This window comes from Brevibacterium sp. 239c (assembly GCF_900169365.1).
Lineage (GTDB): Bacteria > Actinomycetota > Actinomycetes > Actinomycetales > Brevibacteriaceae > Brevibacterium.
In genome coordinates, this window is record NZ_FXZH01000003.1 from 245467 (window position 1) to 267161 (window position 21695).

At 61.2% G+C, this 21695-nt stretch carries 16 protein-coding genes; 5 read left to right on the forward strand and 11 right to left on the reverse strand.

What is annotated here, in order from left to right; translation table 11 throughout:
• Positions 1-10 precede the first annotated feature (10 nt).
• Positions 11-1582, reverse strand: a complete 1572-nt coding sequence (locus BSP239C_RS04520; RefSeq protein ID WP_101570424.1) for a cytochrome ubiquinol oxidase subunit I — start codon at positions 1580-1582, stop codon at positions 11-13.
• Positions 1583-1874: 292 nt separating this feature from the next.
• Between BSP239C_RS04520 and BSP239C_RS04525 the strand changes: the two genes are divergently transcribed.
• Both BSP239C_RS04525 and BSP239C_RS04530 read left to right on the forward strand, forming a co-directional pair.
• Entirely contained in the window at positions 1875-2237 is a 363-nt protein-coding gene (locus tag BSP239C_RS04525; protein ID WP_009884389.1) for a BlaI/MecI/CopY family transcriptional regulator, read from the forward strand.
• 18 nt (positions 2238-2255) lie between these two features.
• The gene (locus BSP239C_RS04530) at positions 2256-3149 is read left to right on the forward strand and encodes a M56 family metallopeptidase (RefSeq protein WP_101570425.1); all 894 of its coding nucleotides are present in this window, start codon (positions 2256-2258) and stop codon (positions 3147-3149) included.
• A gap of 77 nt (positions 3150-3226) precedes the next feature.
• Here BSP239C_RS04530 and BSP239C_RS04535 read toward each other — a convergent pair whose 3' ends face one another.
• On the reverse strand, positions 3227-5338 hold the full coding sequence (locus BSP239C_RS04535; protein WP_101570426.1) for a type IIA DNA topoisomerase subunit B: 2112 nt from the start codon (positions 5336-5338) through the stop codon (positions 3227-3229).
• Positions 5339-5714: 376 nt separating this feature from the next.
• On the opposite strand from BSP239C_RS04535, the gene BSP239C_RS04540 reads away from it, so the two are divergent.
• On the forward strand, positions 5715-6338 hold the full coding sequence (locus BSP239C_RS04540) for an N-acetylmuramoyl-L-alanine amidase (protein ID WP_257930072.1): 624 nt from the start codon (positions 5715-5717) through the stop codon (positions 6336-6338).
• A gap of 195 nt (positions 6339-6533) precedes the next feature.
• On the opposite strand, the gene BSP239C_RS04545 is transcribed toward BSP239C_RS04540, so the two are convergent.
• Both BSP239C_RS04545 and BSP239C_RS04550 read right to left on the reverse strand, forming a co-directional pair.
• The gene (locus BSP239C_RS04545; RefSeq protein WP_374701016.1) at positions 6534-7988 is read right to left on the reverse strand and encodes an RNA polymerase sigma factor; all 1455 of its coding nucleotides are present in this window, start codon (positions 7986-7988) and stop codon (positions 6534-6536) included.
• 189 nt (positions 7989-8177) lie between these two features.
• Positions 8178-9365 carry a DUF4192 family protein gene (locus BSP239C_RS04550; protein WP_101570429.1) on the reverse strand — a complete coding sequence of 396 codons (1188 nt, stop codon included), beginning with the start codon at positions 9363-9365 and terminating at the stop codon, positions 8178-8180.
• Between the two features lie 164 nt (positions 9366-9529).
• Here BSP239C_RS04550 and BSP239C_RS04555 point away from each other — a divergent pair, with 164 nt between their 5' ends.
• Complete coding sequence (locus BSP239C_RS04555) at positions 9530-10321, forward strand: spermidine synthase (protein ID WP_101570430.1); 792 nt, start codon at positions 9530-9532, stop codon at positions 10319-10321.
• 86 nt (positions 10322-10407) lie between these two features.
• The gene (locus BSP239C_RS04560) at positions 10408-12618 is read left to right on the forward strand and encodes a UvrD-helicase domain-containing protein (RefSeq protein ID WP_101570431.1); all 2211 of its coding nucleotides are present in this window, start codon (positions 10408-10410) and stop codon (positions 12616-12618) included.
• A 297-nt stretch (positions 12619-12915) separates the two neighbouring features.
• On the opposite strand, the gene nrdR is transcribed toward BSP239C_RS04560, so the two are convergent.
• The 7 genes from nrdR to BSP239C_RS04595 form a co-directional block, all read right to left on the reverse strand.
• Positions 12916-13413, reverse strand: coding sequence for a transcriptional regulator NrdR (gene nrdR, locus BSP239C_RS04565; RefSeq protein WP_101570432.1), 498 nt, complete (start codon positions 13411-13413; stop codon positions 12916-12918).
• Between the two features lie 2 nt (positions 13414-13415).
• Positions 13416-14726 (reverse strand): histidinol dehydrogenase, encoded by a 1311-nt coding sequence (gene hisD / locus BSP239C_RS04570; protein ID WP_101570433.1) that lies wholly within the window; start codon positions 14724-14726, stop codon positions 13416-13418.
• Positions 14727-14787: 61 nt separating this feature from the next.
• A complete protein-coding gene (gene dnaE / locus BSP239C_RS04575) occupies positions 14788-18297 on the reverse strand; it encodes a DNA polymerase III subunit alpha (RefSeq protein ID WP_374701018.1) in 3510 nt (1169 codons plus the stop codon).
• Between the two features lie 269 nt (positions 18298-18566).
• Positions 18567-19490, reverse strand: coding sequence for an RluA family pseudouridine synthase (locus BSP239C_RS04580; protein ID WP_101570435.1), 924 nt, complete (start codon positions 19488-19490; stop codon positions 18567-18569).
• The gene (locus BSP239C_RS04585) at positions 19483-20028 is read right to left on the reverse strand and encodes a signal peptidase II (protein WP_101570436.1); all 546 of its coding nucleotides are present in this window, start codon (positions 20026-20028) and stop codon (positions 19483-19485) included. Before BSP239C_RS04585 ends, BSP239C_RS04580 begins: the two co-directional genes overlap by 8 nt.
• 132 nt (positions 20029-20160) lie before the next feature.
• A complete protein-coding gene (locus BSP239C_RS04590) occupies positions 20161-20988 on the reverse strand; it encodes a DivIVA domain-containing protein (protein WP_101570437.1) in 828 nt (275 codons plus the stop codon).
• Between the two features lie 384 nt (positions 20989-21372).
• Positions 21373-21672 (reverse strand): YggT family protein, encoded by a 300-nt coding sequence (locus tag BSP239C_RS04595; protein WP_101570438.1) that lies wholly within the window; start codon positions 21670-21672, stop codon positions 21373-21375.
• Positions 21673-21695 lie beyond the last annotated feature (23 nt).

Genomic DNA, 21695 nt, shown 5'->3' on the forward strand with positions numbered 1-21695 from the left:
TGTCTTCTCCTCAGTACGCGAACGACAGGACGTCGTCTTCGTCGTTCGTGATCCGCGGGGTGTGGTTGGTCTTCGTGACCTCAGGCATCGCCGAGGCGACCCCTCCCCTGATATAGACGATGAGCAGCCGCAGTTCGACTACCATGAGAATGCCGTAGACAAGGCTGAGGCTGATCAGTGAGAACAGCAGCATCGCCGGCGTGAGTTGGGGCGACAGGGCTGCCTGAGTGAACATATACACGCCGTCGAGCTGTGCGGGATTCGGCGCGACGACAAAGGGTTGACGTCCCATCTCGGTGAAGATCCAGCCCGCTGAGTTCGCTATGAACGGCGCGGTGATGGACAGGAGCGCCCCGCGCATCAGCCAAGGTGAGGCTGGAACAGTACCCTTGCGAGTCAGCCACAGTGCCAGGGCACTGACTCCCGCGGCGACCATGCCGAAGCCGATCATCATCCTGAATCCCCAGTAGGTGACGATCATGATGGGCTGGTAGTCGATCTTCTCCCCGGAGTGCTCTCCATAGCGCTCATCCTCGGGCAGGTGGGTGCCGTACTTCTGCTGATAGTCGGGAAGCAGCGTCGTCACACCGTGGACCGGGGTGTTGAAGTCGCCCTTGGCGAGGAAGGACAGCAGTCCGGGAATCTCGAACACGTTCTCGACTCCATCGCAGTCGTTCGAGGAGGGGTCTCCGATCGTGAGCACCGAGAACTCGGTGCCGTCGTGACAGGCAGCCTCTGCTGAAGCCATCTTCATGGGCTGCTGTTCGAACATGAGTTTGGACTGGATGTCGCCGGTGATCGCCACTCCGACGAAAGCGACAAGGCCGACGATTGCACCGATGCGCAGAGACCGAATCCAGACCTGGTGGTCGATGGCGTCTCTGCCGGGCAAATCTGGTGCGGAGCCGACGACGACCTTCCCGTCGGGACCGATTGTGTCGATGCCGTCCTTGCGTCGACGGTACAGGTGGTACCAGGAGATTCCGAGCAGGAAGCTGCCACCCACGGCAAGTGCCCCACATAGCGTGTGAGTGTAGGCGGCGATCGCCGTATTGTTCGTCATCACCGCCCAGACATCGGTCATCACCGCTTTGCCGTCGACCAATTCGACACCGACGGGGTGCTGCATCCAGGAGTTCGCGACAATGATGAAGTAGGCGGAGATCCATGACCCGATGACGGCGCACCAGAGACTGCCCAGATGGATTGCGCGTGGGAGCCTGCCCCAGCCGAAGATCCAGAGTCCGATGAATGTCGACTCCAAGAAGAACGCGAGCAGTGCCTCCAGCGCTAGGGGCGCACCGAACACGTCTCCGACGAAACGGGAGTACTCACTCCATGCCATTCCGAACTGGAACTCTTGGACCAGTCCGGTCGCCACTCCCATGATGAAGTTGATGAGGAAGAGCTTCCCGAAGAACTTGGTGCTGCGCAGGTACATCTCGTTGCCCGTGCGGTGGTACATGGTCTGCAGGATCGCGACCAGCATGCCGAGACCGAGGGTGAGTGGGACCATCCAGAAGTGATAGACGGTGGTGATGCCGAATTGCCAGCGCCCGATGAGAACCGGATCCAGGTCCATGGGTACTCCGTTCGTGGAGGATCTAATTTCTACAACACGTAGAATTCTACAATGCGTAGAAGGCATTAAGGCAAGATTCTGCCATCTAAGATCTGCCGTCCCAGAACGCGCATCATTGCCCGCTTGCGCTCACCCTACTCTGCGAGGATGCTCGCACGGCCCTGGTCCCGCCAAAATCTGGTCCAGCGGCAGACACGAAGTTGATTACGGTCGATCTCACATAGAATTCGACGGCTTGTAGAGTTAGACTGAACTCGCAAGAAAAAACATCCCCTCAAAGGACAAGGACACCGTGGGAACACTGGGCGAACTCGAACGCAGCGTCATGGACGCCATCTGGGTACATGATGATGGGTTGAGCGCGGCCGAGCTTCGCGACGTGCTGGCAGCACGCGACCTCGCCCTGACCACTGTTCACACCGTCCTCACTCGCCTGGAGAAGAAGGGCTTCGTCACCCGCGATCGCAGCATCCGGCCACATCGCTACCTCGCAGTATCAACGCGAGAAGACCATGTCGCAGAGCTGATGACCGAGGTGCTCTCACAGGCTCCGGATCGCCAGGCGGTTCTTGCACGATTCCTCGGCACCGTGTCGGAGGCCGATACGAAGGCTCTGCGCAACCTGCTGGGACGCAATCACTCGACCAATTCCTGAGGCAGGTCGTTCCCGAGCATGAGCATAGTGGGATCCGTCCTCGCTGTACTTGCATTTCTCTTAGCGTGGCCGGTTCCGGCCGCGCTATCCCGTTTTCGCGGAGACCCCATCTCGAAGGTCATCCTGTGGCAGGCCGTCGGCCTCTCCGGTGGCCTCTCGCTCATCGGCACGGCGCTGGCGTTCGCTGTTGCTCCCAACTCGCACAGCCTGCCTGAGGGGCTCTGGCAGCTGGCCAGAGGAGAGTCACACGCCCACCTGACAGTCTTCGCCTGGATCTTCCTCATCATCGCCGTAGCACTCATCGGCCGGCTGCTGGGTTGCCTTGCTCTGACGTTCTATTCAGCTCGCAAGACTCGCATTCGCCATGATGAGATCCTGCACCTGCTCAGCGAACCATCCGCGACTTACCCAGATACGCGCATCATCTCCACCGACGAGGCCGTCGCCTATTGCCTGCCCCAGGGTCCACGCAAGGGCACTGCAGTTCTCTCCACCGGCCTACTCGAAGTCCTCAGCGAGGACGAGCGCACAGCCGTCATCGCCCATGAGAGAGCCCACCTGGATTTCCGCCACGACGTCCTGGTGATTCCCTTTGCCGCGTGGCACCGTGCTCTGCCGTTCTTCGCCGCCACCGCGATCGGCCTCAACTCCATCAATGGTCAGATTGAGCTCATGGCCGATGACCAAGCGCGCGAACACGTCGACCCCGCGATTCTGGCCCAGGCGGTGCGTGAAGCCGCAGGCATCAGCCCGGAGCACCGCAGCGACCTCTCGGCCCAGCGGATCGACCGTCTCTCCCGGCCCCTGGACCCAGCGCGGATACCGGTGCGCGTGACGTCGAGCCTCGTAGCATTGGGGCTGCTGCTCGTCCCCAGCCTTCTGCTCTTCGCTCCGATCGCTTCCGGGATCTGAGCTGACAGAACGCACCGACTAGCCGAACACTTCGGCTCTGCTAATCGGTGCGTATGCTGCAGCTGTCGAGGGATGGCTCAGCTGTCGATGCGTTCGGCGTCGAGAACCGCGGCTCCCGAGACGATGAATTCCTTGCGCGGACCGACCGAGGAACCCATGAGCAGTTCGAAGGTGTTCTCTGCCGCCTCGGCGTCGGCCATCGTGACCCGGCGCAGTGTGCGCATGCTCGGATCCATGGTCGTCTCGGCCAGCTGGTCGGCATCCATCTCGCCGAGTCCCTTATAGCGCTGGATGGGTTCTTTGTACGTCTTCTTCGACTTCTCCAGCTTCTTCAGCAGTGCGTGGAGCTCTGCCTCGCTGTACGTGTATACGACGTCGTTGGGCGTGCCTCGCTTAGTGACGACCTCCACGCGGTGCAGGGGCGGAACAGCAGCGAAGACTCGCCCCTGTTCGACCAGTGGTTTCATGTAGCGGAAGAACAGGGTCAGCAGCAGGGTCCGGATGTGAGCGCCGTCCACGTCAGCGTCGGTCATGATGATGACACGCCCGTAGCGGGCCGCATCAATGTCGAAACTGCGGCCGGAACCGGCCCCGATCACCTGGATGAGTGCTGCACACTCGACGTTGGCCAACATGTCCGAAAGCGATGCCTTCTGCACGTTGAGGATCTTGCCGCGGATCGGAAACAGGGCCTGGTGATCGGAGTTGCGCGCGGCTTTCGCCGTTCCCATCGCAGAGTCACCCTCGACGATGAAGAGCTCTGTGTTCTCCACCCCGTTATCGCGGCAGTCGTAGAGTTTGGCTGGCAGCGACGATGCCTCAAGAGCCGTCTTCCGACGCTGGTTCTCTTTGTGAGTACGTGCCGAAATGCGCGACTTCAGCTCCGCGACGACCTTCTCCATGAGCACGGCAGCCTGCTGCTTCTCTGCGCGTTTGCTCGAGGACAGGATATCGCCCAGCTGCTTCTCGACCGTTTTTGCCACGATCTGTTTGACCGCAGCCGTGCCCAGGACCTCCTTGGTCTGTCCCTCGAACTGCGGCTCGGACAGCTGCACCGTGACCACAGCGGTCAGACCGGCCAGGACATCGTCCTTCTCCAGCTTATCTTTGCCCAGTTTCAATTTGCGTGCATTGGCTTCAACTGCTTTGCGCATGGCCTTGAGACTGGCCTGCTCGAAGCCTGCCAGGTGCGTCCCGCCTTGGGGTGTGGCCACGACGTTGACGAAGGACTTCACCTTCGTGTCGTAGCCGGTCCCCCATCTCAGAGCGATGTCAACGCCGACTTCGCGTTCAACTTCCTTCGAGACCAGGTGCCCCGTTGAGTCGAGAACCGGGACTGTCTCACTGAACTTTCCGGTGTCGTGCAGCCGCCAGGTATCCGTCATCGGTGGGTCGATCGACAGATGGTCGACAAACTCAGTGATGCCGCCGTCGAAGCGGAAGACCTCAAGGCGTTCAGCGATGACCTCGCCCGTCTCATCACGGGCAACTCCACGGCGGTCTTCGATGCGCAGCTCGAGTCCAGGGACGAGGAACGCCGTCTGGCGTGCGCGCTCGACGAGATGCTGGTAGTCGAACTGGGCCTTGGCCAGGAAGATCTGCGGGTCTGCCCAGTACTGGACACGGGTGCCTGTGACGCCCTTCTTCGCCTTGCGGACGACGTCGAGCCCGGTCGGCTCGTGGAACTCCTCGAAGGGATTGTCAGGGCTGGGCTGGCCGGAGGAATCGTCGAAGCGTCCCGGTACACCACGGCGGAAGGACATCTTGTGAACCTTCGAACCACGTGTGACTTCGACATCGAGCCGGGCAGAGAGTGCGTTGACGACGGAGGCACCGACACCGTGCAGGCCACCCGACGCGGCATACGAACTGCCGCCGAATTTGCCGCCTGCGTGGAGTTTGGTCAGGACCACCTCGACGCCGGTCAGCCCGGTCTTGGGTTCGATGTCTACGGGGATGCCTCGTCCGCTGTCGGAGACAGCCACCGAACCATCTGGTTCGAGTTCGATGAGGATGGACTTTCCGAAGCCGCCCAGAGCTTCGTCGACGGCATTGTCGATGATCTCCCACAGGCAGTGCATCAGCCCTCGGGAATCAGTGGTCCCGATGTACATGCCTGGACGCTTGCGAACCGCTTCGAGACCCGACAACACGGACAGATGCCTCGCGCCGTAACTTTCCTCTTCCACACGTTTCCTCTCGTTCGATTAAATTCTAATCCCTCAGGCCGATTTGCATCAGCCATTGCGTGCCGTGTCTCGTGTCGATTCTGCCGAAAGCTCCTATCCATTGCTTCATTGCTGGAACAATGGCCCTATGTCTCCTCGTCGCAGCCTAGTATTCTCCCTCATATGTGCGGTCCTCGTCTTGCCGGGCCTCACCGGTTGCGATACGAACCCGCCAGACGAATCTGCCGGTTCCACGCCGTCCGAAGGAACATCAAACTCGACAGACACTGAGCCCTCGACGGATTCAGAATCATCTACAGGCTCTGAGGCCTCTCCGGACGCTGATGGGCAGAAGATCCCGACAACGGAGCCGGCGGTCGACCTGAGTGGGCGGACCGTGGCTATCGACCCTGGCCACAACGGAGGCAATGCCTCTCACCCGAGCGAGATCGCCAGCCCGGTACCGGATGGGCGCGGCGGAACCAAAGCCTGCAACACGACTGGTACCGCAACGAGCACCGACTACCCCGAGGCCGATTTCAACTGGGCAGTTGCCCAGCAGCTGAAACAGGAACTCAAGGATGCGGGGGCGAAGGTGGTCATGAGCCGCGATGACAACGACGGTGTGGGCCCGTGCGTCGACGAGCGCGGCACGTTCGCCGATGACGCCGATCTCATGGTCAGCATCCACGCCAACGGAACCGAAACTGCCTCGACCAAGGGGTTCCATGTCATCGTCGCCAAGCCCGGCAGTTCGGATGCTGTCGAAGACGACTCGAACCGCCTCGCCGATTCCATGAGTGAAGCCATGTCCGGTCCGTTCACGCCCAACAGTGCCTACGGAAAAGACGCGATCAGTCGGCGCCCCGACTTGGCTGGACTCAACAACGCTTCTGTCCCTGCTGTGATCGTCGAGTGCGGTGAGATGCGCAATGCCGACGAGGCCAAGACCATGGAATCGAAGTCTGGTCAGAAGAAATACGCGAACGCTCTGCTCCAGGGCATCGTCGACTGGTACTAACTGGTACTGAATCGACGTCGCCTGTTGAGCCTCATCGACGTCGTCTGCTGGTCCTCGACCGGTGCTGAATGGACACAGGGGGCGAGGCTCTGCAGATAACCAGATCGCCTGCGGTCGCGAGAGTTCGCGTCCGCAGGCGATCGTGGTCACCGAGCTCATGCCCTTGGGCCGAAGCCGCGGCAGGAGGCATCTGTGTCAGTCGAGGTAGTCCCGCAGAACCTGTGAGCGCGAAGGGTGCCGCAGCTTTGCCATGGTCTTCGACTCTATCTGGCGGATACGCTCGCGAGTGACTCCGTAGACCTTGCCGATCTCATCGAGAGTCTTCGGCTGGCCATCGTTGAGGCCGAAGCGCATCGACACAACACCAGCTTCGCGTTCCGACAGGGTGTCGAGAACGGAGTGAAGCTGTTCCTGCAGCAGAGTGAAGCTGACCGAGTCAGAAGGCACGACTGCTTCAGAGTCCTCGATGAGGTCACCGAACTCAGAGTCACCGTCTTCACCCAGAGGTGTGTGCAGTGAAATGGGCTCGCGACCGTATTTCTGAACCTCGACGACACGCTCTGGCGTCATGTCGAGTTCCTTGGCGAGCTCTTCCGGACTCGGCTCACGGCCGAGATCCTGAAGCATCTGACGCTGGACACGAGCGAGCTTGTTGATGACCTCGACCATGTGCACGGGAATGCGAATGGTGCGAGCCTGGTCGGCCATGGCACGGGTGATGGCCTGACGGATCCACCACGTGGCGTAGGTCGAGAACTTGAAGCCCTTCGTGTAGTCGAACTTCTCGACTGCACGGATGAGGCCCAGGTTGCCTTCCTGAATCAAGTCCAGGAAGAGCATTCCACGTCCGGTGTAGCGCTTGGCCAATGAGACGACGAGACGCAGGTTCGCCTCGAGCAGGTGGTTCTTGGCGATGCGACCGTCGTGGATGATCCACTTGTAGTCCATGGACTCACGCGGTTCGGTGATGCCGCCAGCGTCGAGCAGGTGCTCGGCGTACATGCCGGCTTCGATGCGCTTGGCCAGGTCAACCTCTTCGGCCGCGTTGAGCAGGGCGACCTTGCCGATCTGCTTGAGGTAGTCCTTGACCGGGTCCGCGGTGGCTCCCGCAGACACGACCTGCTGCGCAGGAGCATCCTCTTCGTCGGCATCGGAGACGATGAAACCGCCAGCCTCTGTGACAGCGGCGTTCTTCTCCTTCTCCTCGGAGTTCTTCGTCTCAGTCGCCTCAGCGGGGCTCTGCTCGGTGCCGAGGGTGTCGGTTGCCGGCTCGACTGTCTCGCCGGCCTCGAGCACGTCATCGGACTTCTTCTTAGCGCCCGCAGCCTTGGTTGTCTTCGCAGCAGGCTTCTTAGCCCCGGCAGTCTTCGCCACCTTAGCTGCGGTCGATTTCGTCGCAGTTGATTTGGCGGTCGTCGTCTCTCGGGCCGCGGTGGTCTGCTTGGTCCCGGTTTCTGCAGCGATCGCTGAAGCCGATGTCTTCGTCGTCTTCTTGGCTCCCTTCGACGCCGCAGTGGTCTTGGATCCAGCGGTGGAGGTCTTGGCGGCCGTTCCCTCCGACTTTTCCGTCACCGTCGTGGATTCCTTGTCGACTCTCGGCACGTGTTCACCTTTCGCGAGCGTTGAAACTTCTCGAATGCACCAGGACATTACTAAGACCCATGTCAAGAGGTCCAGGTATCTGGCCCGAGGGGAACACATAGTTCTCCCATGATGCTATGACAGGGTCAACACCCAATTTTCGCACGATATTCCCGGCTTTGCGAATTGACCCCGGGACGGTGATTCATCGATCGCTCGCCGAAGTGGTTGCGAAGAGCCGCCGCGTGCCCGCAGGCCTCATCCGGGGCCACGGCGTGCTGACATCAGCCACCGTGGGAGATACCCCTGTTCGACCGCGTTCAAGATCAACGTGGCCATCCCATGCTCAGCATCAAGCTCCAGCCCTGCCCGCGCGTAGTGCTCTGCCATGGTCGAGCCTCCCAAAGACCATTCGAACCATGCAACCACAGCATATGCAGTGGCCCGGACGTCGGGATGCCCCATCGCTATATAGGCTTTGAGGAACTCGATGCCCAACTGAACATCGCGGGGTCGAGGAGCGCGCGGGGAGAGTCCCACCATGTCCTGAGCGGCCTGCGGGGACAGCGCATACCGCTGTGCGCGCAGATACAGCTGCCCCGGCCCACACCTTTCGATCTCGGCCGGCGCGAAGTTCGGGTGATCAAAGCTGAGGATCATTTCGAGTGCGTCCCGAGACCATTTTTCGGCCAAGATCGCATCGACTGCCATCACCGTCCGCAACGTCATCAACTGGACGACAGCACTCCGGTCGATACTCTCCTCCCCTTCTCTCAGCCGAGCCAGGCTCGGGTAGAGCGTGGACAAAACGTCGAACCCATCGGCGATGCTCGGACACGTTTCGAGGTGACCGCTGCGACTGACCGTGTATTCTTCTGACGACACGGGCTTGACCACTAGTTCTTGCGGTGACGCGACAGGAGAGGATCCCGCCGCGACGAGTTCTGTTGCGCAGGCCGAGGTCGAAGCGGCCTCGAGCAGAGTGCTGTTCTGAGCATCGTCGTCGATGCGGCCGAAACGGTCCTCGCCGACCCACCAAGCGCTGAGCGTAGCGATACCGCGGTCCCCCAACGACAGTGCGATCTCGTCGATCGCGGCCCGGACGAGTTCCCGATGAACACGGGGGTACTCATCATCGGGTGTCCCGGATCCGGTCACCGACTCGTCTGGGATGCCGCGCGGGTATTCCGAGTCGTAGAGGACGAGGAGCACTCCCGACGCCGCGCACGCTCCAGCGATGAGATCGCTGTACCACCGCCCGCCTTGGGCTACGAGATGGGCGGCCGTCTCCAGGTCGAAGTCGACCCGCATCGTCGTAGCGCATCCTTGGCCGCCGTGTTCATTCTCCTCCACGATCACGGCCACAAGGCTCTCGCGTGGAATATAGCCGAGGGTATGGGGCACGATTCCGATGATGTCTTCTGCTGTCTTCGCTGTGGTCTCCATGTCATCACTTCAGCCCCTCCCCTGGCGGAATGACCAGAGTCCCCTGTGCGCATGTGGAAACACCAAACGTGTCCACAGCTCAAACGCACACGAGTGAGGACCGATATCCCCACGTGCTGTTGGGCAGAATTGCCACCGCGGCATAACTGGCATACAAGTGAGGGGTGGCAAAACGACGGATATACACAGCACCCGGCTCACAAGTCGTTGACATCTCGACCGGCACCGCGCGCCTGGAAAAAGTAGACGGAGAGGTCGACAGCTATGTCCTCCATGTCAATGGGGTGCCGTCCTCGTCGATCACTCTGAGCGAACCGACTCGTCTGGACTTCGAATATCTGGATTGGATGTCACGAATCATCGAGATCCAGTTCGCGCCCGGCCCGCTGCGAGCAGTCCACATCGGGGCGGCTGGCTGTGCACTCGCCCGGGCACTCCATGCCCAGCGTCCGAGGTCGAAGCAGACAGCCATCGACATCGACCCCGTTCTCCTCGACTACTCGCGCACCTGGTTCGATCTGCCGCGGGCCCCTGGACTGGCGCTGCGTGCCGGAGACGGAGCCGTTGAGACCGAAAAGTTCCGTCCCGACACTCTTGATGTGCTCATCCGTGACGCCTTCGACCATGACTCCGTACCCCCAACACTGCAGACTTCGGAGTTCTTCTCCACCTGTGCGCGCATCCTCAAAGACTCTGGCGTCTATATCGCCAACGTTCCCGATGCTGGCGACCACCGCGTCCTCAGAGCTGAGCTGGAGCTGCTGACGCCTGCCTTCACCCATGTCGCGGCCGCGGCCGAACCCGGAATCCTCAAGGGCCGCAGACGTGGCAACGTGGTCGTCATCGCCTCCAATTCCCCGCTGCAGGAGCCCGAGCTCGATCGGAGTCTGCGCACCGCAGCGACAATGGCGACCTTCCTGACCGGACAGGGTCTGCGGTCGAGACTGGGACTGTGACGGAACACACCAGCCATAAATCATTGCTTCCGACTACTCCCGGTGAGAAAAGTTCGGCATAATGGAATGCCGATTGGGAAGGTGAGATGACCGAGACTTCAGAAATAAACGTCGAGCAGATCAAGCTTGACGAGCTCTATGCACGACTCGACGAATTGCGAGATGAGGCTACGGCCCGACTGGGCACAGTGAGGATCTCCGAGGTCGGCGGCAATCATCAGCACCGGAGCGAACGGGATGCGTTCGCCACCATGTATGAGGACCAGCTGATTCGGCTCAACAGCGCCGAGGATGGCCTGTGCTTCGGCCGTCTCGATCTGCGATCGGAGGTGGAACCCAGCTACATCGGACGGATCGGGCTCACCGATTCCGACCGCCAGCAGATCCTCATCGACTGGCGCGCACCGGCTTCGGAGCGCTTCTACCAGTCGACTGCCGCCAACCCGGCGGGAGTCATCCGGCGGCGGCATCTGGTCACGAAGAACCGTATGGTGACAGATCTCGAGGACGATGTGCTCGACATCGACGCTCTCGACGATGCTGAGCGATCGAACCTGCAGGGCGAGGGTGCGCTGATCGCTGCCCTGACCAATCACCGGACAGGTCGCATGGGCGATATCGTCGCCACCATTCAGGCCGAACAGGATGCCATCATCCGCCAACCTCTCCAGGGTGTGCTCGTCGTCCAGGGCGGACCGGGAACGGGCAAGACGGCGGTGGCACTCCACCGTGCGGCCTTCCTCCTCTATCGGCACCGGGAGCGCATCGCCAAATCGGGCGTGCTCCTCGTCGGACCCTCCGCCGTGTTCCTCAAGTACATCGAGAAGGTCCTGCCCAGCCTCGGCGAGACCGGTGCGCTTCTGCTCACACCGGGCCAGCTCTACCCAGGTCTCGAGACCGAGTTGAGCGATGATACGAATGTGGCAGTGATCAAGGGCCGGTCCGAGATGGCTGCGGTGCTGAAGAATCACATCGCCAACTACGAGCGGATCCCGGACCAGGACGAAGAGCTGCGCGTCGGCTCACACACCATCTGGCTGCGTCGCCGTGACGTGCGCGCTGCTCGTGATCGTGCCCGCCGCAGCGAGGATGCTCACAATGCTGCCCGGACCGGCTTCGTCTTCGGTCTGCTGAAGATCCTCGCAGAGGACCTGGCCCGCCAGATGGGTCTCGATGGTGCAGGTGAGAGGCTGCCGGAGCTGATGGATGAGCTGCGTTCGAGTGTGGACGTGCGCCGTGCTCTCAATCTCGCGTGGTTCCCGATCAGTCCTGCGGCGGCGCTGCGTGCCCTGCTGTCCAAACCTCACAAGCTGCAGGCCGCTGCCGCGCACCTGCTCTCACCTCAGGATCAGAAGACGCTAGTCCGCCCGGCCAACTCCGCGCTCACCATTGAGGACGTTCCGCTCCTCGACGAGCTCGCGGAGCTGCTCGGCAGCAGCCCCCAGCAGACCGCAGCTCGGGACGAGTCCGCTCGTGAGTACGCCGAAGCGGTCCTCGATATGACCGACACCTCCGCCCTCATCGATGCCGATACGCTGGCAGCCAGGTGGGAGGAAGAGGGGCCGACGATCACCCTGGCGGAGCGGGCGCTCGACGACCGCGAATGGACGTACGGCCACCTCGTCGTCGATGAGGCTCAGGAGCTCTCACCCATGCAGTGGCGGGTGCTCTTCCGGCGAGTTCCGTCGAAGTCCGCGACCGTTGTGGGTGACCTGGCACAGTCCTCGCACGTGGACAACACTCGGACCTGGGACTCCATCCTGTCTGAGTTCGTCGGAGATCGCTACGCTCTGCAGGTACTCACCGTGTCCTACCGGACGCCCCAGTCGGTGATGGACCTGGCCAACCGCTACCTGCACAGACATTTCCCACAGCTCGAACTCGTTGAGTCCGTCCGGCAGGGTGGCCCCGACCCGCAGATGGAATCGTTCACTTCGACTCAGGAAGTGGTCAATGCTCTCGTGCCCACCGTCAGAAATGAGGTCGATTCGGTCGAGGGTGGCAAGATTGCCGTGATCGCGCCCGTCGATCTCATCGATTCCGTCGCCGAGGTGCTCGCAGGCTTTGACATCGGCCGTTCGGTCCTCGGCCTCGACCATCAGATCGCGGTCATCACTGCCCAGCAGGCGAAGGGCCTTGAGTTCGATTCCGTCGTCATCGTCGAACCAGGACTGATCGCCCCTGACGGTCATGAGGATGGTGTCGGCGCGCTCTATGTGTCGCTGACGCGCACCACGGATCGCTTGCGGATCTTGGCGGCCACAGCGACCGAACTGAACGAGCTCATCGTCGGCTGATTCGCAGAAGCCTCCCCCGCCTCGGTGTAACCTGGGGCGACACAGACGAAGGGCGCAGCGGAGTCATCTCCGCTGCGCCCTTCGTCATATTCTGCATTTGACTCTGTGTCTGACTCTGTCCACACGGCTGGCCTGTCACCAGGCTTTTCTGTCTTCGCAGAGAAATTAAAGGGCCGCTTGACGGTTCGGCTTCCCCTCCGAACCGCAAGCGGCCGCGCGCCGAAGCGCGCACTCTCAATATTACACAACAATCAGCGTGCTGGAGTACTCCGCTCACAGATTTCTGGGGCTATTTTCTCAGGCTTGGAAATCTTCGGGAGTCGCCTGCCGGGCTTCTCCCGACTTCAGAGCCGCATCCGCACGCAGCGAATCGATTGCGGTCTCAAAGTCTTCGAGGGAGTCGAAACCCTGGTACACGCTGGCGAAGCGCAGGTAGGCCACCTGGTCGAGCTCACGCAGGGGCTCGAGGATGCTCAGACCCACCTCGTCGGCATCAATCTCAGCAATTCCTTTGGAACGGATGTCCTCCTCGACCTTCTGGGCCAGCTTCGCCAGATCGTCGTCGTTGACGGGCCGCCCCTGACAGGCCTTGCGCACACCCGACATGATCTTCTGACGGGAGAACTCCTCGGTCACACCGGAACGTTTGATCACCGACAGGCTGGTCGCTTCCATGGTTGTGAAGCGGCGCCCGCAATGACGGCATTGACGCCTTCGACGGATAGCGGCGCCATCTTCGCTCGTTCGCGAATCGACGACTCGAGAATCTGATTCACGACAGAATGGGCAACGCATATCTACTCCTCTAACCGGATGCCGACGGCCCGACCGTGAGCGGGCAGCTGTTCGCTGTCCGCCAGCACCTTGATGTGGTCGGCCACCTCGGCCAGTGCCGACCGGTCATAGTCGATGACCTGGCTGACCTTGATGAACGAGTGAACGCCCAGCCCGGATCCATGGGCGGCTGTTCCCATCGTGGGCAGGACGTGGTTCGAACCTGCGCAGTAGTCACCCAGGGACACCGGTGACCAGTCTCCGACGAACACCGCTCCCCCGTTGGTGATGCGGGCGGCGACCGAATTCGCCTCGGCAGTGTGGACCTCGACATGTTCGCCGGCGTATCCGTTGACGACGTCGATGCCGGTGTCGAGATCATCGACGAGGACGATGGCCGACTGCTTCCCGGCCAGGGAGATGCTGATGCGCTCGTCGTGAGCTGCGGCGGGAACCTGGGTCAGGAGTTCGGCCTGCACCCGTTCGGAGAGCTCGGTCGAGTCCGTGACGAGGACGGCGGCGGCCAGTTCGTCGTGTTCGGCCTGGCTGATGAGATCGGCGGCGACGAACGCCGGATCTGCTGTGGCGTCGGCAAGAATGATGATCTCGGTGGGTCCGGCGACGGCGTCGATGCCCACCTGTGAACGCATGAGAGATTTCGCCGCGGCGACATAGGCGTTGCCCGGACCCGTGATGAGGTCGACAGGCTCCAACTGCTCCTCATCGTCCAGGCCGTAGGCAAGAGCACCGATGGCTTGGGCACCGCCCATGGCCCACACCTCATCGACGCCGAGGATGTGTGCTGTGGCGAGCACCGTGGGGTGAGGCAGTCCGTTGCTTTGGGGCGGACTGGCGATGGCCAGTGAGGCGGACCCCGCTGCCTGCGCCGGCACGACGTTCATCACGACGGTGGATGGGTAGACGGCCAAACCACCGGGCACATACAGGCCGACTCGTTCGATCGGCAGGTGCCGTGTGGTCACCTGCGCCCCGGAGGACAGTTCAGTGGTGATGTCGGTGGGACGCTGGTCGTCGGCGACTTTCCTAGCCCGTGAGATCGATTCGATCAGGGCTGCTTTGACGGAAGGGTCCAGTTCGTCTTCGGCACGTTTGAGCGCGGAGACGGGCACACGCAGCGACTCGGGTTCGACCGAGTCGAATCTCGCGGTGAATTCCTTCACAGCACGAGTGCCCCCTGTCTGCACCTGGTTCAGCAGGTCAGCTACTCGTCGTTCGATATCGGCATGCGTCTCAGCGGCACGGGGCAGTCGCTGCTTGAGGAATCTCTTGCTCAGGTTCTCACCGCGGAAGTCCAGAATGTTCACCCGCACCATTCTAGTCCCCGTCTCCTCGTCGGTCGCCTCTGCCTCCGTTTCGTCGCTCTCAGGCATTGCTTCAGGCAGTCAGGCAGCGAGATCCCAACAGCGCCTTGAGATCTCCGTAGAGGCTCGGGTTCGGGTCGACGCGGATCGCACGATCGAGCCGCATCACTGTCTGTCTGCCCGGCTGTGAGAGGACAAGATGCACATCGGTCTGTCCCTTATGTGATTCGAGCACACGCAGCAGCTTGGAAGCCATCTCCTCTGTAGCCTTCTCCATCGGCAGCATCAGATTCAGCGGCCGGTCCTTCGGATCGGTGACGTCGGGGATCGTCATCGACATCGCCATCATCGAGGTCGGTCGATCATCGGAGAGGCGGATGCGTCCGGTCAGGCTGATGACGAGGTCGGTGGCGAGCAGACTCGCTACGGGTTCGTAGGTATCGCCGAAGAACATGACCTCGATCTCGGCTTCGAGGTCCTCCACGGATACGATCGCATACGGTTTGCCGGAGTTCTTCGAGACCTTGCGCGCGACCTGGGTGATCATTCCGCAGATCTTCACCTGGGAACCGTCGTGGCGATGAGTTTCCGGGTCCACCACATCGGCGATGGAGGCCTCCGATTCGGCGGCGAGGACACCCTCGAGGCCGTTGAGCGGATGGTCGGAGACATAAAGGCCGATCATGTCGCGCTCGAAGGCCAGCTTCTCCTTCTTCTCCCATTCGGGACGATCGGGAATCGCGACGGAGAAGCTCGGTTCGTCATCGTCACCTCCGAGGCCGGCGAATAGGTCGAACTGCCCATTGGCCTCTTGCCGCTTGACGCCGATGACCGAGTCCACTGCCTCTTCGTGGACTTCGACGAGTGATCTCCGGGTCTGTCCCAGTGAGTCGAAGCCGCCGGCCTTGATGAGCGATTCGATCGTGCGCTTGTTGCACACGTGGCTGGGCACCTTGTCGAGGAAATCCGTGAACGAGGTGAATGCCCCCTTCTCTCCTCGTGCCTCGACGATGCCGTCGACGACGTTGGCACCGACGTTGCGCACTGCACCCATGCCGAAGCGGATGTCCTGACCGACTGGGGTGAAGTGCAGAGCCGAATCGTTGACGTCCGGAGGCAGCACGGTGATGCCCAACCGCCGGCACTCGTTGAGGTAGATGGCCAGTTTGTCCTTGTTGTCGCCCACCGAGGTGAGCAGGGCTGCCATGTACTCCGCCGTGTAATGAGCTTTGAGGAACGCGGTCCAGTAGGACACGAGGCCATAGGCAGCCGAGTGCGCCTTGTTGAACGCGTAGTCGGAGAAGGGCAGCAGAATGTCCCAGAGTGCCTGCGCTGCCGCCTCGGAGTAGCCGCGTTCCTTCATCCCTCCGAAGAAGCCCACCTGCTGTTTGTCCAGCTCGGACTTCTTCTTCTTACCCATCGCACGACGCAGAATATCTGCTTGACCCAGGGAGTAGCCGGCGACCTTCTGCGCGATCGCCATCACCTGCTCCTGGTAGATGATGAGTCCGTAGGTGGTGCCCAGAATGTCCTCGAGCGGCTCTGCCAGCTCGGGGTGGATCGGTGTGACTTCCTGCAGTCCGTTCTTGCGCAGCGCGAAGTTCGTGTGGGAGTCGGCACCCATCGGTCCCGGACGGTAGAGCGCAATCGTTGCAGAGATGTCTTCGAAGTTATCCGGCTTCATCAGCCGCAGCAGGGCACGCAGTCCCCCACCGTCGAGCTGGAACACGCCGAGGGTGTCACCGCGGGAGAGCAGATCATAGGCCCCACGGTCATCGAGGTCGAGGTGTTCGAGGTCGAGATCGTAGTCACGGTTGGCTTTGATGTTCTCCACGGCGTCGGAGATGATCGTGAGGTTTCGCAGCCCCAGGAAATCCATCTTGATCAGTCCGAGGCCCTCAGAGGTGGGGTAGTCGAACTGGGTGATGACCTGACCGTCTTGGAACCGGCGCATGATCGGTATGACGTCGATGATCGGGTCCGAGGACATGATGACGCCGGCCGCGTGCACGCCCCACTGCCGCTTCAGGCCTTCGATGCCCTTTGCGGTTTCGAAGGTCTCACGGGCATCGGTGTCCGAGTCGACGAACGCTCGGAATTCGCCCGCTTCGTTGTAGCGCTTCGACTCGGGGTTCTCGATATCGGCCAGCGGAATGTCTTTGGCCATCTCGGCCGGTGGCAGCGCCTTGGTCAGGCGCTCCCCCATCGAGAACGGCTTGCCGAGGACTCGTGCTGAGTCCTTGAGCGCCATCTTCGTCTTGATCGTGCCGTAGGTGACGATCATGGCGACACGTTCGTCACCGTATTTCCGTGTCACATAGTCGATGACCTCGCCGCGGCGACGATCATCGAAGTCGACATCGAAGTCGGGCATGGAGACACGGTCGGGGTTGAGGAAACGCTCGAAGAACAGGCCGTGCTTGAGCGGATCCAGATCGGTGATGCGCATCGCGTAGGCGACCATGGAACCGGCGCCCGAGCCACGTCCCGGACCGACACGGATGCCGTTGTCCTTTGACCAGTTGATGAAATCGGCGACGACGAGGAAGTAGCCGGGGAAGCCCATCGAGATGATGACGTCGAGTTCGTAGTCCGCCTGCTTGCGCACATCGTCGGGAATTCCTCCCGGATAGCGATATTCGAGCCCGGTCTGGACCTCTTTGACCAGCCACGAGGTTTCGTCCTCTCCAGGCGGGCAGGGGAACTTCGGCATATAGTTCGCCGAGGTGTCGAAGGAGACTTCGCACTTCTCGGCGATCTCGAGTGTGTTGTCGCAGGCTTCGGGGAATTCGGAGAACAGCGCCCGCATCTCGGCACCCGATTTGAGGTAATAACCGGAGCCGGAGAAGGCGAAGCGTGAACCGCCCTGATCATAGGTCGGTTCGATGAGCTTCGATCCGGACTGGATGGCCAGCAGCGCTTCGTGCGCCTTCGCATCGGATTCATGCGTGTAGTGAAGATCGTTGGTGGCGACCAACGGAATGTCCATCTCCTTTGACAGACGGATCAGGTCCTTGGTCACACGCTTCTCGATGGAGAGCCCATGGTCCATGAGTTCGACGTAGTAGTTGTCCTTGCCGAACATCTCACGGTATTTGCCGGCCGCGGCTTTGGCCTCTTCGTACTGTCCCAGTCGCAGTCGTACCTGGATCTCCCCCGAGGGGCAGCCCGTAGTCGCGAGCAGACCGTCGGAGTAGGTTTCCAACAGCTCCTGGTCGATGCGCGGCCATTTGCTGAATACTGAGTCGAGGGAGGCGTAAGACGAGGCCTTGAACAGATTGCGCATGCCGGTGTTGTTGCGTGAAAGCAACGTCATGTGGGTGTAGGCACCGCCGCCGGACAGGTCATCGCGTTTCTGCGACTCGTCCGTGCGCCATTTCACCCTTGTCTTGTCGCGCCGGTCCGTGCCCGGGGTGACATAAGCTTCCACGCCGATGATGGGCTTGATGCCGGCTGCGGTGGCCTGCGACCAGAAGTCGAAAGCGCCGAACAGGTAGCCGTGGTCTGTGGTCGCGATGGCCGACATTCCCGAGGCCTTCGTCGCGGCCATCAGGTCCGTAAGTCGGGCGGCTCCGTCCAACATCGAGTATTCGGTGTGGACGTGAAGATGGACGAAATCGTCTTTCGGCACTGGCAGCCTTCCCTCTGATATGACCTTTGTTGCGCCCCCAGCTTAGACCATCAGGGGTTCGACCAGTGGAGTCCCGGCCTCCACCTCGGCGGGTGTTGAACGGGCGGTGATCGAAGTCATGATCGGGCCCATGCGGCACCCATCTCGGCGGCGTTCAGGTTGTGCAGGCAGCTGCATTCTGTGCCTGCACAGCAGAGTTCAGTACGTGCGAACCGCTGCGTTCAGGGTGTGCGAATTCGATCGAGTGCGTACTTCAGGTCCTCGGGGTATCCGCTCTCGAATTCGACCCATTCGTTGGACTCGGGATGGTGGAATCCGAGTTTGACTGCGTGCAGCCACTGACGTTCCAGGCGGAGATCTTTGGCGAGGCCAGGATCTGCGCCGTAGGGAAGGTCACCGACGCAGGGGCGTTTGAGTGCGGAGAAGTGCACGCGGATCTGGTGGGTCCGCCCGGTTTCGAGATGAACTTCCACGAGGGAGGCTCGGCGGTGTGCTTCGAGGACCTCATAGTGCGTGATCGCGTTCTTTCCACCGCTGTGGACTGCATACAGCCCATCGTGTCGTGGGTTGCGGGCGATGGGTGCGTCGATGGTGCCGAGCACAGGATCAGGCAGCCCTTGGACGAGCGCGTGATAGGTCTTCTCCACGGTGCGTTCCTTGAACGCGTGCTTGAGGACGCTGTAGGCATGCTCGCTCTTGGCGATGACCATCAGACCCGAAGTGCCAACGTCGAGACGCTGCACGATTCCCTGCCGCTCAGGAGCACCGGAGGTGGCGATTGTGAAGCCCGCGGCGGCGAGTCCGCCGACGACGGTCCGCCCCTTCCACCCCTGTGCGGGGTGCGCGGCGACGCCGACTGGCTTGTCGACGACGACGAACGCATCCTCATCATGGACGATCTTCATCCCCGGGACGGGGTCGGGCACGACTTCCAAGGGCTTGGCCGGCTCGGGCATCATGATGTCCAGGCGCGCGCCGGCCACGACGCGATCCGACTTTGCGACGACCTGTCCTGACAGCTGCACGCCCCCTTCTGCACAGATGTCAGCAGCTGCCGTGCGGGAGAGCCCCAGCAGCTTCGACAGTGCCGAGTCCACCCGTTGGCCTTCGAGGCCTTCGGGTACCAGGATCGAGCGTTCAGCCATGTGTGTCCTCTCCGACCGTGCTCGCATGCTTCGAGTCCGATCCGTCCAGTTCAATGCCTTTGAGGCTGGCCACCACGAGGGTGACCGCCGCAGCGGATATCGCAATGTCGGCGACATTGCAGATGAAAAAAGTGAGGTCGATGAAATCGACGACGGCGCCGTGGAGGAATCCGGGCTGTCGGAACAGTCGATCCACGAGGTTGCCGAACAGACCACCCAACAGCAGTCCGAGCCCGACTGCCCAGGTCACCGAGCCCAACTTCTTCGACAGCAAGATGATCCCTGCGAACACAGCGACCGCTATGAGTGGGAAGATCCAGGTCATACCGGAGCCGAGTCCGAGTGCCGCTCCGGGATTCCGATAGAAGTTGAATCCAGCCAGAGTACCAATGACTGGGGTCGGTGCCTGTCCTTCGAGGAACCTGACCGCGAGAAACTTGGTGAACTGATCCACCGCCAGCACGACCGCGGCTATGCCGAACAACGCCCCGAGCATTCTGCGCCGCCGGGGTTTCGTCTCAGTGGCTTCATCGTTCATTTGGCTCATTCTAACTCACTGCCGTGACACGCGAAGGCTCTGGACCCGCAGCCATGATCCACCTCACGGGGACACGAACAAGGTCCGGGAACTCCATGGAGTTCCCGGACCTTGGGTGTCTGCTGTGGCGAATCAGAGTTTGTGATTCGACGGCGAACCGAAGGAGTTACCGTCCAGGGTCTCCGGCGCCAGACTCGTTGAGTTCTCGAGGTCACGCAGCTGATCGTTGAGGTAGCTCTTCAGACGTGTGCGGTACTGACGCTCGAAGTTCGACAGCTGGTCGATGGAGCGTTCAAGGGTCGACTTCTGGGTTTCCAGGGTCGACAGTGTCTCATCACGCTTCGTTTCGGCCTTGCCGACGATGTCCTTGGCTTCGGTCTCTGCACTTCGGATGAGCTCGTCGCGGCGACGTTCGCCTTCTGCCACGTGCTCGTCGTGAACGCGCTGCGCCAGAGCGATGAGCCCGTGGGCGTCGCCATCGCCACTGCCCAAGGCCGAGCCGAGGCCCAGACCGGCAGCGGAGCCTGCAGCAGCAGGTGCAGCGTTGTTGACGGCTGGAGCGGATTCGTTCGCAGGTGGCGTCTGTGCAGCTGGCGCTGCTTCCTTGACGGCAGGTGCCGATGGCTGCTCTGTCGTCTCGGGGACAGAGGGAGACTGCTCCTGATTCTTCGCCGCCTGGGTCTCGTTCTGCGAGGGCGCCGGCACCGCAGCAGGCATAGCCTGAGTGGCGTCGATGTCCTGAGCGGGTGCGGCAGCAGATGCCCCGCCGGCGTCGAGTTCCTTGACGCGCTGTTCGGCGGTGGAGAGCTTCTGACGAAGTTCGTCGTTCTCCTGATAGAGACGGCGGATCTCTACGACAACCTCATCGAGGAAATCGTCGACTTCATCCTGGTCGTACCCGTCGCGGAACTTCACATGCTGGAACCGCTTGTTTACTACGTCTTCAGGCGTGAGCGCCATGAGGTCACCTTTGGTCGATCTACATTCATTACGCTGCCGCCATAAAGACGGCTTCAACGTCACATTAGCGTAACACCTGCAGTTTTGTCCTGCAGAAATGCCGTGTCACGTATTCAATGACGAAGCTTCCTAATCGAGCGTAACAACATCTGGAACGATTCGGCCAACTGAGAATGACCTCCGCAGGCCATTGTGATATCTGCAACAAGCTCATTATCGAGTGGGAACTATGTCCAGCGATGGCCGATTCGGCCAGTCGCCTGCGCTCAGTTCGCTGCGCTCCGCTTTAGGACTTAAGGAGAAAGTGACCCAGATCAAACGCCCAGAAACAAACATTAACGTTCAACTACTAAGCTTCGAGCGCGCAACTTTCGGAGCTGATGTTCAGGCCGTCACCCGTGAGAAGTTGAACAGCACCGATGCGAGGATCTGAATTCCGATCAGCAACACGATGAAGCCCAGGTCCAATGAGATCTGGCCCAATCGCAAGGGAGGAATCACCTTGCGCAGCAGACGCAGCGGCGGATCGGTCAGTGTGTACACGATCTCGGCCAGCACGAGGAAGAAGCCGGAAGGCTTCCATTCGCGCGAAAAGACCTGCACGAGGTCGAGGACCACTCGCGCCAGGAGAACATAGACGTAAAGACTGAGCGCAGTGCCGAGGATGTAGAAGATGATGGCCACGTGTTTCCTCGTGCCTTTCTTTG

What these genes read in the sequence shown, in the direction of transcription:
- BSP239C_RS04520 (WP_101570424.1), bottom strand. Translation starts at nt 1,582, where the DNA reads ATGGACCTGGATCCGGTTCTCATCGGGCGCTGGCAATTCGGCATCACC.
- BSP239C_RS04530 (WP_101570425.1), top strand. Translation starts at nt 2,256, where the DNA reads ATGAGCATAGTGGGATCCGTCCTCGCTGTACTTGCATTTCTCTTAGCG.
- BSP239C_RS04545 (WP_374701016.1), bottom strand. Translation starts at nt 7,988, where the DNA reads ATGTCCTGGTGCATTCGAGAAGTTTCAACGCTCGCGAAAGGTGAACAC.
- BSP239C_RS04550 (WP_101570429.1), bottom strand. Translation starts at nt 9,365, where the DNA reads ATGGAGACCACAGCGAAGACAGCAGAAGACATCATCGGAATCGTGCCC.
- BSP239C_RS04560 (WP_101570431.1), top strand. Translation starts at nt 10,408, where the DNA reads ATGACCGAGACTTCAGAAATAAACGTCGAGCAGATCAAGCTTGACGAG.
- nrdR (WP_101570432.1), bottom strand. Translation starts at nt 13,413, where the DNA reads ATGCGTTGCCCATTCTGTCGTGAATCAGATTCTCGAGTCGTCGATTCG.
- hisD (WP_101570433.1), bottom strand. Translation starts at nt 14,726, where the DNA reads ATGGTGCGGGTGAACATTCTGGACTTCCGCGGTGAGAACCTGAGCAAG.
- dnaE (WP_374701018.1), bottom strand. Translation starts at nt 18,297, where the DNA reads ATGTTGGACGGAGCCGCCCGACTTACGGACCTGATGGCCGCGACGAAG.
- BSP239C_RS04580 (WP_101570435.1), bottom strand. Translation starts at nt 19,490, where the DNA reads ATGGCTGAACGCTCGATCCTGGTACCCGAAGGCCTCGAAGGCCAACGG.
- BSP239C_RS04585 (WP_101570436.1), bottom strand. Translation starts at nt 20,028, where the DNA reads ATGAACGATGAAGCCACTGAGACGAAACCCCGGCGGCGCAGAATGCTC.
- BSP239C_RS04590 (WP_101570437.1), bottom strand. Translation starts at nt 20,988, where the DNA reads ATGGCGCTCACGCCTGAAGACGTAGTAAACAAGCGGTTCCAGCATGTG.